At 68.8% G+C, this 14,227-nt stretch carries 8 protein-coding genes; 5 read left to right on the top strand and 3 right to left on the bottom strand.

Annotated elements, in window-relative coordinates; genetic code table 11:
* Window positions 1-59: 59 nt before the first annotated feature.
* Window positions 60-455: a MarR family winged helix-turn-helix transcriptional regulator gene (locus ACFWUU_RS15265; RefSeq protein ID WP_380176053.1), complete on the bottom strand. Its 396-nt coding sequence runs from the start codon at window positions 453-455 to the stop codon at window positions 60-62.
* Window positions 456-563: 108 nt separating this feature from the next.
* On the opposite strand from ACFWUU_RS15265, the gene ACFWUU_RS15260 reads away from it, so the two are divergent.
* Genes ACFWUU_RS15260 through ACFWUU_RS15250 form a run of 3 tightly spaced genes read left to right on the top strand, consistent with a single transcriptional unit; the run spans window position 564 to window position 3,710 of the window.
* On the top strand, window positions 564-1,610 hold the full coding sequence (locus ACFWUU_RS15260) for a substrate-binding domain-containing protein (RefSeq protein WP_380176051.1): 1,047 nt from the start codon (window positions 564-566) through the stop codon (window positions 1,608-1,610).
* Window positions 1,611-1,646: 36 nt separating this feature from the next.
* Window positions 1,647-2,843 (top strand): L-2-hydroxyglutarate oxidase, encoded by a 1,197-nt coding sequence (gene lhgO / locus ACFWUU_RS15255; protein WP_380176049.1) that lies wholly within the window; start codon window positions 1,647-1,649, stop codon window positions 2,841-2,843.
* A gap of 51 nt (window positions 2,844-2,894) precedes the next feature.
* Window positions 2,895-3,710 carry an ACT domain-containing protein gene (locus ACFWUU_RS15250; RefSeq protein WP_380176047.1) on the top strand — a complete coding sequence of 272 codons (816 nt, stop codon included), beginning with the start codon at window positions 2,895-2,897 and terminating at the stop codon, window positions 3,708-3,710.
* A 3-nt stretch (window positions 3,711-3,713) separates the two neighbouring features.
* Here ACFWUU_RS15250 and ACFWUU_RS15245 read toward each other — a convergent pair whose 3' ends face one another.
* Both ACFWUU_RS15245 and ACFWUU_RS15240 read right to left on the bottom strand, forming a co-directional pair.
* Entirely contained in the window at window positions 3,714-5,879 is a 2,166-nt protein-coding gene (locus tag ACFWUU_RS15245; protein WP_380176045.1) for a S8 family serine peptidase, read from the bottom strand.
* Window positions 5,876-7,471, bottom strand: coding sequence for a copper resistance protein CopC (locus ACFWUU_RS15240; RefSeq protein ID WP_380176043.1), 1,596 nt, complete (start codon window positions 7,469-7,471; stop codon window positions 5,876-5,878). Before ACFWUU_RS15240 ends, ACFWUU_RS15245 begins: the two co-directional genes overlap by 4 nt.
* Window positions 7,472-7,742: 271 nt before the next feature.
* Between ACFWUU_RS15240 and ACFWUU_RS15235 the strand changes: the two genes are divergently transcribed.
* Together ACFWUU_RS15235 and ACFWUU_RS15230 are read left to right on the top strand one after the other, a co-directional pair.
* Window positions 7,743-12,917 carry a hypothetical protein gene (locus ACFWUU_RS15235; RefSeq protein WP_380176041.1) on the top strand — a complete coding sequence of 1,725 codons (5,175 nt, stop codon included), beginning with the start codon at window positions 7,743-7,745 and terminating at the stop codon, window positions 12,915-12,917.
* Window positions 12,914-14,218 (top strand): multicopper oxidase domain-containing protein, encoded by a 1,305-nt coding sequence (locus tag ACFWUU_RS15230; protein ID WP_380176039.1) that lies wholly within the window; start codon window positions 12,914-12,916, stop codon window positions 14,216-14,218. The genes ACFWUU_RS15235 and ACFWUU_RS15230 overlap by 4 nt, the downstream gene beginning before the upstream one ends.
* Window positions 14,219-14,227 lie beyond the last annotated feature (9 nt).

The raw sequence follows: 14,227 nt of genomic DNA, 5'->3' as shown, positions 1-14,227 counted from the left end.
GTACCGGCGACGCTGCCGGCGGGGATGCACCCGAATGGAAGGAACCTAGGAACGCCGTGTTACCTGCGTGTTGCCGAACCGCTACGTTCGTGTATTTCCATCTGGAAGTAATCCGCGACGTCCGCCTCGAGTGTGTGCTGGGCGGTGCCGAGGCGGTCGGCGACGGTCGCGCCGACGGGGGAGAGGGCGGTGACGATCCGCCGCTTGTCGTCCGCGTGGACGCGGCGCAGCACGAGTCCGCGCTCGACCAGCTTGTCCACGTGCCGGGTCAGGCTGGCAGCCGGCAGTACGGCGGACTCCGCGAGCAGCGACATCGGCTGACCGGGCTCGTCGTGCAGCGCGGCCATGATCCGCCACTGCTCGATGGTCAGCCCGAACTCGTCGAGCAACGGCTGCAGACCGAGCTCGATCTCCCGCTCGACCCGCTTCAGCAGCAGGAGCAGGCTCGACGCCATCCGCACCCCTCCTCCGATCCGGCGCTGTTCAGGTGCTGGGAAATATAGCTGTTCGCTCGAAGTTGCGCCTCCGATTCGTCCACACTGGGTGGCGACCAGGAGGTGATCGTGCGGCGTTCCGACGTACTGCCGATCGCTTTCGTGGTGCCGCTGCAGGGGCCGACCGGGATCTACGGGCCGTCGTGTCTCGCCTGCGGTCAGCTGGCCGTCGAGCAGCTCAACGCGCGCAACGGCATCGCCGGACGACCGGTCGAGCTCGTGCAGGTCGACGCGGGGCGTCCACCCGAGGTGGTCGCCGAGGAGGTCGGGCGGCTGGTCGACGCCGGACGGGTCGAGGCGGTGGCGGGGTGGCACATCTCCGCGGTTCGCGTGGCGCTGACGCGGCGGATCGGCGGGCGGGTCGTGTACGCGTTCGCCGCGATGCACGAAGGCGGCGACGACACGCCCGGGGTGTTCATGCTCGGCGAGCGTCCGGTGAACCAGTTGCTTCCGGCCGCGCGCTGGCTCCGTGAACATCATGGCGCCCGCCGCTGGGTTGTCGTCGGCAACGACTACGTGTACCCGCGGGTGACGGGATCCGTTGCGGAGGAGGCGCTGGACATCGTCGAGTCGGCCTATGTTGCCCTCGGCACCTCCGACTTCAGCGAGGTGATCAACGGGCTCAAGGCAACCAAAGCCGACGGCGTGATCATGCTGCTGATGGGCCAGGACGCGGTGCACTTCAACCGCCAGTTCGCCCGCGCCGGACTCAGCGAAGACCTCCTCCGCCTCAGTACGGCGATCGAGGAGAACACCCTGCTCGGCGCCGGGCCGGGCGCGAACCACGGCGTCTACGCGGCCGCCGCGTACTTCGACGGCCTGTCGACCGTGGAGAGCAACGAGTTCGCCCAGCAGTACTACGCCCGCTTCGGCCCCTTCGCCCCGGCCCTGAACGCGGTCGGCGAATCGTGCTACGAGGCGATCCGCTTCCTGGCGCGCCTGGGCGAGATCACCGGATCCATCGCCACCACGGCCGCGCTCCCGACCGGCCACTTCTACGACAGCCCCCGCGGTCTGCTCCGCCTCGACGGCAACCTCGTCGACCAGGACGTCTACCTGGCGGCGGCCGACGGCCTCGAATTCCGTATCGAAGAACAGATCGCCCGCACGAACTGACTGTATTTCTGACGCCTGGAGGGACCTCTCTACATCGTGACGAGATCAGCGGTAGTGGTGGGCGGCGGGATTGTCGGCCTCGCGGTGGCGCGTGCCCTGCAGAAGCAGGACCCGGGTACGCCGGTCGTCGTGCTCGAGAAGGAGTCGTCGGTCGCCGCGCATCAGACCGGCAACAACTCAGGCGTCGTGCACTCCGGCCTGTACTACCGGCCCGGCTCGCTCAAGGCGCGGTTCGCCGTGGCCGGCGGGGCAGCGCTGAAGGAGTACTGCGAGGAGAAGGGCATCCCGCTCGATGTACCCGGCAAGCTGGTCGTGGCGACGACCGAGGCGGAGCTGCCGCAGCTCGATCGACTGTTCGGCATCGGCCAGGAGAACGGCGTACCGGTTCGTCGGCTGACCCTCGAAGAGGTCGCCGAGCGTGAACCGCACCTGCGCGTGAAGGGCGCTCTGGCCGTGGACTCGACCGGCCGCGTGGACTTCAAACTGGTCGCCGCAGCCCTGGCAGAGGACGTCAAGGCTGCCGGCGGCGAGATCCGTACCGGGGTCTCCGTGACCTCGGTCGAGAACGCAGGCTCTACGGTCCGGGTGCACACGACCGATGAGGTGATCGAGGCCGACCGCGTCGCCGTCTGCGCCGGTCTGCACAGCGACCGCCTCGCCCGCGCGTCCGGGCTGGAGCCCGGCGTGCGCATTCTCCCGTTCCGCGGCGAGTTCAGCGAGATCGTTCCCGAGCGCGACTTCCTGGTGAAGGGCCTGGTCTACCCGGTGCCCGACCCCGACCTGCCGTTCCTCGGCGTACACCTGACCCGCGGCATCGACGGCGGCGTCCACGTCGGCCCGAACGCCGTACCCGCACTGTCCCGCGAGGGCTACAAGTGGTCGAAGATCGCCCCGAAGGACGTATGGGAGGCCGCGACCTACCGCGGAACCTGGCGCCTGGCCCGCCGGTACGCGCGGACCGGTGCGAAGGAGATCGTCCGCTCGCTCACCGGCCGCGCCCTGGTCCGTGAGGCCCGCCGCATGCTCCCGGAGCTCGAGGTCAAGGACGTACGCCGCTCCGGCGCCGGCGTCCGCGCCCAGGCCGTCACCCGCGACGGCAAACTCGTCGACGACTTCCTGTTCCTCCGCGACGGCCGCGCCCTGCACGTCCTCAACGCCCCCTCACCCGCCGCGACCGCCTGCCTCGTCATCGGCAACCGCATCGCCGAGGAGCTCTCCGCCGACCGACCCTGAACGTCACAGCGAGGCAACGACGGGGCAATGTCCGTCGGTCACGCTGTGACCATGGATTCGTTGCGTACGACGCTCACCGGCGGTACAGCCTGTGACGTATGTGGGCGGCTGCCCCATCCCCGGCGGCTGCGATTGACCCTGGCGAAGCTCGTGGCGGTGGCACCCGTCGAGCTTGCGCTGCATGCGGCGGTGCTGGCCGCTCATCCGCCGTACCTCGTATCGGTAGCGGTGCTGGCGACTGTGACGACCGCGCTGGTGATCTGGGTGATCGAGCCGTCCGCGATGCGGCTGCTGCGGTCGTGGTTGCATGCACCGAAGGTCCGGCCGCGGCAGGGGATCGGCACGTTGTGGCGGATCCGGGTCACGCTCGACGATCGCGCGGGCTCGCTGGAAAACATCACCCGCCGCCTCGCCGACCTGGACGCCAACATCCTCGGCCTACACGTCCACCCGATCGACGACGGCGTACGGGACGAACTGGTCGTCTCGACACCGGACGACATCACCGCGCCCGACCTGGAGGCGGCGATCGAGGCAGGCGGCGGTCGCCATACCCACGTCTGGCCGACAACCGCGCTGGCTCTCGTCGACGGCCAAACGAAAGCACTGAGCCTCTCAGCCCGGGTCGTCGCCGATCCGGCGGAGCTCCCGCACGCGATCGCCGAGCTGCTCGGCGCACAGCTCGTGACCGACCGCGCAACGTTGGCGGGAGAGCTCCGAGGGGACGTCCTGAAGGTGCCGTCGCCGTGGACCGGTCTGTTCGCATTCACCAGGCCGGGCGAACCCTTCACACCGGCGGAGTCAGCCCGGGCGCATCGGCTGGCCGAACTGGCGGAAGCAGCCCAGACCATCGCGACGCCCTGCTGAGTCTCAGCGCACAACCAAGGTTGCCGTCAGCTGGTGGGTCAGTGTCCCGCTGGTGGCGGTGATCTTGAGGGTGGAGGTCCCGCGGGCTGTCCCGGAGGTGGTCCGGATCTTCAGCACCGCGTTGCCAGAGGTGGTCACCGGGTTACCCGTCCACGTCGGTGTGGCGTTCGACGGCTGTCCGGACACCTTGAGCGTCACAGATCCCGTGAACCCGCCCGCAGGCGAGACGTTCACTGTGTACGTCGCAGTCTGCCCACGAGTCACCGTGCTCGAGGCCGGGCTGACTGCGATTCCGAAGTCCGGCCGGTTGACGACCAGCGTCAGGGTGACCTGATGGCTGAGCGACCCGCTGGAACCCGAGACCGTGAAGGTATAGGTCCCGGCGGGAGCTGATGCTGACGTCACGACATTGACCTGCGCGCTGCCGCTGCCGTGCAGGACGACAGGACTGACAGCGACCGTGCCGACGGCGGACGACAGACCGGCGGCGGCCAGCGACACATCGCCGACGAAGCCGTTCGCCGGGCTGACCGCGATCGTGTACGCCGTCGACGCGCCTGCCGCAACAGTGCGGGTGAGCGGCGTCGAGGAGAGACCGAAGTCCGGCGGCGGCACGACAGTCAGCGTCGCGGTCGCGCTATGGCTGATCGCGCCGCTCGAACCCGTCACGACAAGCGCGGTCGAACCCGCGGTCGCAGGAGCGACCACGGTCAGCGTCGACGACCCCGCACCAGCCACCACCTGCGGATCGAAGCTCCCCGGCAGTCCACTGACCGACAGCGCGACATTGCCACTGAAGCCACCACTTGCGCCGACCGTCACGTTGTACGTCGCCGTCCCGCCCGGGAGCACATTGGCCGTGGCCGGCGACACGACCACCCCGAAGTCCGGCGTACTGCGGAGCCAGTTGTACGACGCCAGCACGTCGAGGCGACCGTAGCCGTAGTCGTTGTCGGCTCCGGGCGGTCCGAGATCCATCGCACCGACCTGCAGCGCGGACTGCTGCCGGTCGGCGGACAGACCCGGCGAGGCTTGCAGCAGCAAGGCGAGCGCACCGGCGACGTGCGGAGCGGCCAGCGAGGTCCCCGAGACGTCGAGGTAGCCGCCGTACAGATCCGTCGTTCGGATGTCTGTGCCTGGGGCAACCAGTTGCGGGTACGCCGACTGCGTGCAGGCCGACGGGCCGCGGCTGGAGTACGGATCGATCAGGCCGGAGCCGTCGACCGAACCGACCGCCATCGCCTCCGCGTTGTTCGCCGGACTGGCCGAGCTACCGGCCACCGGACCGTAGTTGCCAGCGGCAAAGACCGGCAGGATGCCGGCCGCGCGGAGGTTGCGTAGGTCGGGCTGGAACTCCAGGCTGCAAGTTCCGGCGCTCATCGTCCATGAGTTGTTCACCACGTTCGGCGCGTCCGCCGTCGCGGGGTTCCCGTCCGGATCGAGCAGCCACTGGTAGCCGAGATGGATCGCGGTCGACGACGCCTGTCCGCGATCGTTGAACATCTTGACGGCGATCCACCGCGCGTCCGGCGCGACGCCGATCGACGAGCCGCCGCCGTCACCGCCGACCATCACCCCCATCGTCTGCGTCCCGTGACCGGCCAGATCGACCGGTGCCGACGGGTGCTGACCGTTCGGGTCGTACCAACTGTTGGTCCCACCACGCCACCGGGAAGCCAACTCAGGGTGGCTGATATCCACCCCGGTGTCCATCGATGCGACGACCATGTCCTGGCCGCGATACCCGAGATCCCACATCGCCGGTGCGTTCACCTGGGCAACGTTCGGCTCGACAGCGCTCGCAACGTCCGTGGCCGGAGCCTGGATCGTCGTACTCGGCCGCACCTCGCGCACCTCGGGCCGCCGCGCCAGTTCCGCGGCGACACTCGAGCGGACCCGGGCGCCGATCGCGTTGGTGATCCACAGCGGCACCACAGAGGTCACGAGGCCCTGCTTCCGCCGTACGGCGAGCAGCTCGCGGGCACCGCGTTGTGTGGCATCGGCGTGGTCCCGCAACGCCTTCTCGAGCCGACCGGGTGTCGCGGCCGCAGGCGTCACCTGCGACTTCAGCACCACGATGACGTCGACGAAGGGATCGGCCGGGGGCGCGGCGACTGCCGATCCGGGCACCACGAGTGCAACAACCACGCCGAACGCTAAGGACCTCATCGTCGACCTCCCGGACCGCGAATCAACCACCACGCACCCACCCCGACACCCAGCTCCAACAGCAACAGCGCCGCCCCATCGACGTACGGCGCGAGCCTCCGCCCCGGCGCGACCGAAACAGCAGGCGAAGAGACATTCCAGTCAAGCGGTACGGCGTACTCGCGCCCGCCGCGATGCAGTACGGCGACCATCCGCACCGCGCCCGCCGACGCGGCCCGGTACGTCGCGAAGTACCGGGTGTCGGTCAGACGCTGCAGCGGGACGGTCTGGTCGCCGATCCGCAGGTCCACGCCGCCGAGTGGCGCAGGCGCAGGTCGCCGGCTGCTGTCGGCGATCACCGTCAACCAGTTCACCCCGGGCTGATTCGGTGTCGCCGACACAGTGACCACCAGGTCCACGACGAACCCGCTGCGTGCCAGGGCCGGAGGGACGTCGGCCTTGGCACCCGCCGGAGGAGACTGTCCGACAAGCGCAGCAACCGCGACCAGCAACAGTGCACCGACCGTCGCCTCGGCCGCGATGGTGTGACGAGGTACGGACCGCCGACGCAACCGCCACGCGTTGAGCAGACCCAGGAGGCCGATCACGCCAAGCAAGGCGGTCTTGAGCAGCAGCAGGCGTCCATAAGTGGAGGCAATGAGCCAGCGCGGGGTGGCGACCTGGAGACCCGCGCTGTAGAGCCCGGACACGAGGACAAGTAGCACGCTGCCGGCAGCCACGACCGAGAACGGCCGTCGCAGACTACGTGCCAGTTCGGTCCGCGGGCCGTGCCAGAACACCAACAACAGCGCCGGCACCGCACCGAGCCACAGCAGACCGGCGAACGCATGGACCGCATCGGCCAGGAGCGCGGCGAAGTGTCCCGATGACAGCGCGGCAGCATGACTTCCGGTTGCCTCCAGCCACATCAATCCGCCGATCGGCACCAGCAGTACGACAGACGCCACGCGCTCGGTCAGCACAAGCCCCACCAGCGCGCACAAGACCACCAGACACACCAGTCGAAGGCCGGTGTGATGTATGCCGATGGCAACGACCGCGGAGCACGCCGCGGCGATCAGCAATCGCTGCCGTGCAGCCAAGGCGATCGGGTCGGACGGCACGCGTAGAACGAAGACGACGAGCGCGAGGGGACCGACAATGCCCGCCAGTGCGAGCAACCAGACCCACCGCACCAGCACGCCACCCGAAGTACTCGGTCGATGGACAGACAAGGCCCCGGAGTGCCCGACCGAGAAGGTGACCGTCCCGCTCGTCGTGTGGCTGTCCCGAGCGGCGACTGCTTCCCACAACAATCCGTACGTCCCGTCAGCCAGCCGCGGAAGCTGTACTGCGATCACCCGCGGATCGCCCGACCCGGCCACCACGCCGGCCCCCAGAACCATGACACCGTGCTCGTCGACCAGTCGCGCCGTACTGCGCGAGGCGGTGATGTCACCGCTGAACCACAGCCGGGCGAGGCCGGGGGACTCCGCGAGGACTGCGCCGTCGGTCGGGTCCGCCCGGACCAGCTCGGTGTGGGCAACCGCGACCGACGGCAGCGCGCACAGCAGGAGCACGCCGGCCAGCAGGAGCAGACAGCGGTGCCGCACGGGCTCCCCCCTCCCGTCGACGCCGGGACACCGCGCCGACAGCTCGACGATAGGAACCGCCGCGGCGTACTGCTCGCTTCATGACACGACCGTCATCAGATGACCCGACCGTCATCTGCCACACCACGGCGGATGACCGCCGGATGACGCGGGGATGACAGAGCCGTCATGCACCGCGCCGGGACGCGTGGGTCGCCGGATGATCACTCACAGATGTCCAGGCACCAGGCGGCGGCCTGTTCAGGTCGTGCCGCCGGGGAGGGTGGGACCGATGTCTGCTGCAACGAGTTCGTTCCGGCTCGTCCGCCGTACCCGAGCGGCGGTTGCCCGGGTCGCCGTACTCGGACTGATCGCGGCGAGTCTCGCCGGGGTGGCGATGACCAGATCCGCGCCAGAGGCGCAGGCGGCCGCGGCCTGTCCGGCGGCGGGCTGCTCGGTCACCGTCGACGCGCGTGACTTCCCGACCGGGAACCCGCTGGCCGACTTCACCTACATCGTCAACCAGGACAACACCAAACTGCCGAACGATCCGAAGGCGCTCAGCACCGAGAGCAACAGCCCGATCGTCCGCGAAGGTGACCAGACCCGGAAGACCGTGACCCTGCCGGCCGGGCGGTACCTGATCTCGGTCCGCTCGCTCGATCACAAGATGTGGGGCAAGTACATCAACCTGCCCGCCGACGCCGCCGCGGACGGTTCGCTGACCGCGCGCGTCGACCTGACCGTGCAGAGCGCCGAGCATCCGCTGCCACTCGGGAAGATCCGCGTGTTCGTGTTCGAGGACAACGCCTGGGCGAACGGTGCGCCCGACACCGAGGAGGCCGGCTTGTCCGGTTTCCAGGTCGGGCTCGAGGAACAGACGCACAGTGCCGTGACGGTCGACTACAACAACCACCCGCTGTGCGGCGGTCTGTGTCTGACCAACGGGGACGGCTTCAACCAGATCGACAACCTCGGCCCGGCGACGTACCTCATCGACGTCCACCCGCCGGACCGGCCCTGCAACAGTGACCCCAACAGCCGCTGGTACCAGACAACCACGATCGACGGCGGACTGCAGTTGCTGGCGCCGACCGAAGAAGGTGCCGACGGCACCGGCGCGCCCGGCGAGCAGTTGTGGGAGCCGCCAACGGCCCGGACCGCGTACTGGTTCGGATTCGTCTGCGCCCCGCAGCCGTTCGCAGCCGCCGGAACCGGTGAGGTCACCGGTACGGCGCGCAACTGGCAGGGCTGGCCGCCGTTCGACCAGTTGACACTGGGCGAGCCGGTCGAGAACCCGTTCGTCGCATTGAGCGACAGCAGCACCGACCGGACCGTCTACATCGGCCAGGGCGATGCCAGCGGCAACTTCGACATCCAGAACGTCCCGGCGGGCAGCTACAACCTGTCGATCTGGGACGAGCAACTCAGCTACATCATGCGGATCCTGCCGGTCGATGTCGCCGCGGGCGGCACGGTCACGGTCGAGGACCCCGATCCGGTCCGCCCTGACGAGCACGGTGTGGGGGTGTCGCGCTGGTTCGGCTGGCTGGATGGTCACGTCTACAAGGACCTGAACGGCAATCAGCTCCGCGATCCCGGTGAGCCCGGTATCGGGAACACCGACATGGACCAGCGCTGGCGCGACGGCTCGATCAAGGAAGCGACCACCACCGACCCGACCGGGTACTACCAGTACCCGACGGCGGAAGGCGGGCCGCTCGGTCGCTGGATCGTCAACGAGCAGGGCTTCGCGCGCTTCGGCGTCAGCGGTGCGTCGCAGCACGACGAGTACGACCCGGGCGTCGTGACGCCGATCCCGACCGATCAGGGCGGCGCGCTGCTCACCAACCAGTTGCTGACCGAAGGCCACCGGGCCACGGTCGACTGGGGCAAGACCGACTACCCGGCCGGTACGCCGGGACAGATCGTCGGCATCACGTACTTCTCGACCACCCGCAACGAGTTCGACGCGCGCATGCAGGCGCACGAGGACTACGAGCCGGCCATCCCGGACGTGACGGTGTACCTGGAGACTCTCGGTCCCGACGGGCAGCCGAACACGGCCGACGACGTGATCGTGAACAAGTATGTGACCGATCACTGGGTCCAGCCCAGTGGAACCCCGCCCGCGGACCCGGCGAGGTACGCTCCGGGCTGTGCCGTCCGCGACGCGACCGGCGCGGACATCAGCTCGCAGCTCAACCCGGGCATCGGGCCGAACTGTCTCGAGGTCCCGATCACCGGTCAGCAGACCAAGGACGGCGCCTTCGACGGTGGCTACGCGTTCGCCGACTACTGCCCGAGCGGGTACGACCTGACAACCGACAACGGCACCTGCAGCGGTAACACGCAGCCGGTCGCACTCACCGCCGGCACCTACATCACTCACGTCGTGATGCCGACCGACAGCACCGACAGCCGCCTGTGCAACCCGGCAGATGCTTCCCAGCGGGTCAGCCACCCGAAGGGGACCACGATCCCGGGTGACGGCACCGGCTGTCTCTACCGCCCGGTTCGCGAGGAGGACGTGAACGTTGATCTAGGCAACAAGTTCACTCCGGCCATCCCGCCGCCGCCGTGCACCGGTGACGACCACCTGATCGACAAGTCGTCGCTGACTCCGCGCAGCAACTACTTCAACGTCGTCGGCGCCCATGCGCCGCTGTGCGACAAGCGGCTGGTGGTTCTGCAGAACAGCCAGAACGCCAACGCGGACTTCAACCTGATGACGAACTTCCGTACCGACCCGAACGGCGAGGACCCGGCCGACACGCGCACCGGTGACGTCGCCGAGCCGGGCCGCCTCGTCGGCCAGGTGTTCAACGACATCTACTTCGAGCGCGACCCGAACTCGCCCTGGTACGGCGAACCGCGCCCGATCGGCAATGTCCCGGTCGGCATCTACGCCCGCGTCGACACCGCCGGCCCCGGCGGCAACGTGAACCTGCCGTACGACGCGAACAACTGGCGCCTGCTGACGACCGTGACGACCAGCCCGGACGGCTCGTTCGAGGCCCTGGTCCCGTCGACCGAGACCCTGAACTGTCCCATCCCGCAGGGACCGTGCCCCGGCATGTACCTGGTGAAGGTCGACGACCCCGGCTCCAAGACGGCGCCGAACCCGACCTACAACCCGAATTTGCTGACGGCAACGACTCCGGCCGAAGCGTGGCCGGGCCTGACCACTCAGCTCGACCTGCCGCTGGACCCGATCTCGGGGACCGGCTGCGAGGATCCCGCCGTACCGGCGCGGCCCGAACTGCTGCAGGTCGACACCCCGGTTCGGACCGCCGGCCAGGTGATGACGATCCAGGCCGACTTCATCGGCGCACAGGGAACCGCCACCGGCGCGGCCGGCGTACGGGCAACCCTGACCGACGACCGCACCGGAACGAGCGTCACGCTCACCCGGGCCAACGGCGGGATCGTGAGCTGGACGCCCGGCACGTCCGGGACCACCGGCGTACCCGACCGGGTGCAGATCCGGATCCCCGCCTTCGGTACGACGTTCCGTCCCGGACCGAAGCAGCTGACGCTGATCACGTCCGACGCCAACGGGGGAGTGCCGACCGTGAACGGCATCACCGTCCAGGTCACCGGATCGTCCGGCGGCATCAACTACAACCCGAACGTCGTGAACGTCGCCGCTCCGACGCTCACCGGGCACCAGTTGCAGGCCGCGATCGACGCCGCTCCCGCACGCAGCCTGCTGGTGCTGAAGCCCGGCACGTACAACGAGAACGTGGTGGTCTGGAAGCCGCTGAAGATCCAGGGTGTCGGCCCGGGCGGCATCATCGGCGCCCATGAGGCCCAGGCCCGTGACCCGGAGGACCCGCGCTTCCACGTCCTCGGTTCGGTCATCGACGGCCGCTACTTCCAGCAGAACGCAACCGCGTACGACGCCACGATCGCCGCCCACGGCCCGTACGTCGACTCCGCCCATCCGGTACTGCGTGGCGCCGACGTCACCGTGGTCGCGCAGACGGCGGCGGCGTACGACCTGACCGGTACGACGACCGCGGTCAACCAGACGCAGTTCAACCGCTCCCGGGTCGACGGTGTCGCACTGATGACCGGCGGATCCGGTGAGGGCGCGGGCGGCATCCAGCTCCAGGCCTCGATCAACAACGAGCAAGTCACCAACAACGTGCTCGAGAACAACGCCGGCGTCGTCGCGGGCGGGATCGGCATCGGTCAGCCCTACGACCACGCCAGCCACAACTACACCGTGAAGGTCGCGAACAACCGGCTGCTCGGCAACGGCGGCCTCACGCAGGCGGGCGGGCTCGGGATCTTCTACGGCTCGAACGACTACGAGGTGACCGGCAACATCGCCTGCTCGAACTTCAGCGTCAACTACGGCGCCGGCATCTCCCACATCGGGCTCAGCCCGGGCGGGAACATCCACGACAACCAGATCTACTACAACGACTCGGTCGACTCCGGCGCGGGCGTCGCGATCGAGTCCGAGCTGCCGGTCGGTGGCGGGACGCTCGGTGACGGCACCGGTGCGGTCTCGCTGGACAAGAACCTGATCCAGAGCAACTACTCCGGTGACGACGGCGGCGGCCTGTTCGTGCTCGACGCACTGAACGCGGTGGTGAACATCCGCGACAACCAGATCGTCGACAACGGCTCGGCCGACATCGGCGGCGCGATGATGCTCGACGACTCGTCCAATGTGCGGATCGTCAACAACACCGTGGCCAACAACGTGTCCACCGCGTCGTCGGAGAACTCGGCGATCGGCGTACCGCACTCGGCCGGACTCGCTGCCGAGGGCAACGATCCGCTGTGGCAGAGCGATCCGCGCTACGTCGCCCAGTACCCGAACGCGGCGACCCGGCCGGACTTCGCCCGTCCGGTGGCGCAGTTCAACGACATCTTCTGGAACAACACGGCGTTCACGCTGGACAGCTTCGGCCCGGGTGCGGCGCTGGTGAACCAGGGCGTGATCGACTTCGAGGTGCACGGTACGACGAACAACGCCGACACGTTCATCCCGCGGTACTCCGATCTGAGCAACGGGCAGATCCTCGGTCCGAACGGCGTCCAGCACGCGGTACCGGCGGGCCAGGGCAACATCATCGGCTCCAATCCAGCGTTCGTCACGCCGTTCACGCTGGAGCTGACGGTGTCCGGGTCGCGGCTCGATCCGCAGACCGCGGCCGTGACGATCACCGGCGCCGATCCGCCGGTGGGGCTGACCGGGAACTATCACCTGCAGACGACGAGTCCGGTCGTGGACCGCGGGGTCCGCTGCTCGAACACGCCGGCGCCGATCCCGAACCTGGCCGCATGCTCTGCGGCCGCGGTCCCGGCCCCGACCGGAAGCCCGGCGGTGAACGGCGGTCTCGGCGACTACGACAGCCAGTTCCGTCCGCAGCTGCGCACGCTCCGGGTCCTCACGCCGTGGGACCTGGGTGCGGACGAGCTGCCCGGCATCCCGGTTCCGTTGCCATGAACATCTACCAGTCCAGTCAGGGGGACGCGATGAGCTCGCAGCCGGCCGGCGTCGGACGCCGGGACTTCCTCAAGGCCACCGGCCTGGGTGCCCTCGGCACCCTGGCACTCGGCGGTCTCGGCGCGGGCCTGGTCCGCGGGACCGGCGCCGCCGCGGCGGCCACGACCACGCTCGCCCTGGCCGCGACCGACGGATACATCACCGTGCCGGGGCGGGAGGACGACCCGTTGTACATCTTCGGGTTCATCCCGGTCAGCACGGCTGCGACGGTCGACCAGCTGGTTACGCAGTACAAGGGCCATGCCCGGACGAGCGCGCCGACGCTGGACGTGAAGCAGGGCGACGACGTGCGGATCACGCTGACCAACCTCGGTCTCGTCCAGCGTCCCGACCTGACCGACTCGCACACCGTCCACTGGCACGGTTTCGACATCCCGTCGCCGCTGAACGACGGCGTACCCGAAGTGTCGGTGGCCGTGCCGATCGGGAAGCAGCTGACGTACTTCTACCGCCCGCACCGTGAGGGCACGTACATGTACCACTGCCACTTCGAGGACGTGGAGCACGTCCAGATGGGGATGACCGGGATCGTCTTCGTCCGCCCCACCCAGGACGGTACGACGATCGCCGGCTTCTCGAGGTTCGCCTACAACGACGGTGACGGCACGACCGGCTACCACCGGCATTTCGCGATCCTGCTGAACGAGTACTGGCGCGAGTTCCACGACGGCGACCGGGACATCCAGGAGTCGATCGCGACCGACTACGACCCGGAATGGTTCGTGCTGAACGGGCGCTGCTACCCGCAGACCACGCTGCCGAACGACGACCCGTCGCTGGCGGCCCCGCTGCGGATCGCCACGCCGAACCCGAACTACGACGACGCACCCGACTACAGCCTGCCGAACTCGGCGCTGGTCCAGGTGAACCCTGGTGAGCGCGTTCTACTGCGGCTGGCGAACCTCGGCTATCAGCAGCACGCGATGCAGCTGCCCGGGATCCCGATGCACGTGATCGGGCAGGATGCGTCGCTGTTGCGCACCACGTCGTACTGGACGAACACGCTGTACATCGGTCCGGGCGAGGCCCGGGACGTGCTGTTCGACTCACCGGCGTACTCGGCGCTCAGGCCGTCTGGGAGCGACGGCCAGGGCAGCTACAACGTCTACTACTTCAAGAACCGGGACTGGCGGCGGTTGTCCAGCCTCGGCGCACCCGGCCCGAGCGGAATGATGACCGAGGTACGGGTGTACCAGAACCCGCTGCCCGCGCAGTCCGTCGTGAGCCAGACCTATGTCTGAGCAGGAGGC

Source organism: Kribbella sp. NPDC058693 (assembly GCF_042715335.1).
GTDB lineage: Bacteria > Actinomycetota > Actinomycetes > Propionibacteriales > Kribbellaceae > Kribbella > Kribbella jiaozuonensis.
This window is presented reverse-complemented; position numbering and strand designations above follow the sequence as displayed.

Bases quoted from the DNA above. Each gene is read 5' to 3' on its own strand.
- ACFWUU_RS15235 (WP_380176041.1), top strand. From the start codon at position 7,743: ATGTCTGCTGCAACGAGTTCGTTCCGGCTCGTCCGCCGTACCCGAGCG.
- ACFWUU_RS15250 (WP_380176047.1), top strand. From the start codon at position 2,895: ATGGATTCGTTGCGTACGACGCTCACCGGCGGTACAGCCTGTGACGTA.
- ACFWUU_RS15230 (WP_380176039.1), top strand. From the start codon at position 12,914: ATGAACATCTACCAGTCCAGTCAGGGGGACGCGATGAGCTCGCAGCCG.
- ACFWUU_RS15265 (WP_380176053.1), bottom strand. From the start codon at position 455: ATGGCGTCGAGCCTGCTCCTGCTGCTGAAGCGGGTCGAGCGGGAGATC.
- ACFWUU_RS15245 (WP_380176045.1), bottom strand. From the start codon at position 5,879: ATGAGGTCCTTAGCGTTCGGCGTGGTTGTTGCACTCGTGGTGCCCGGA.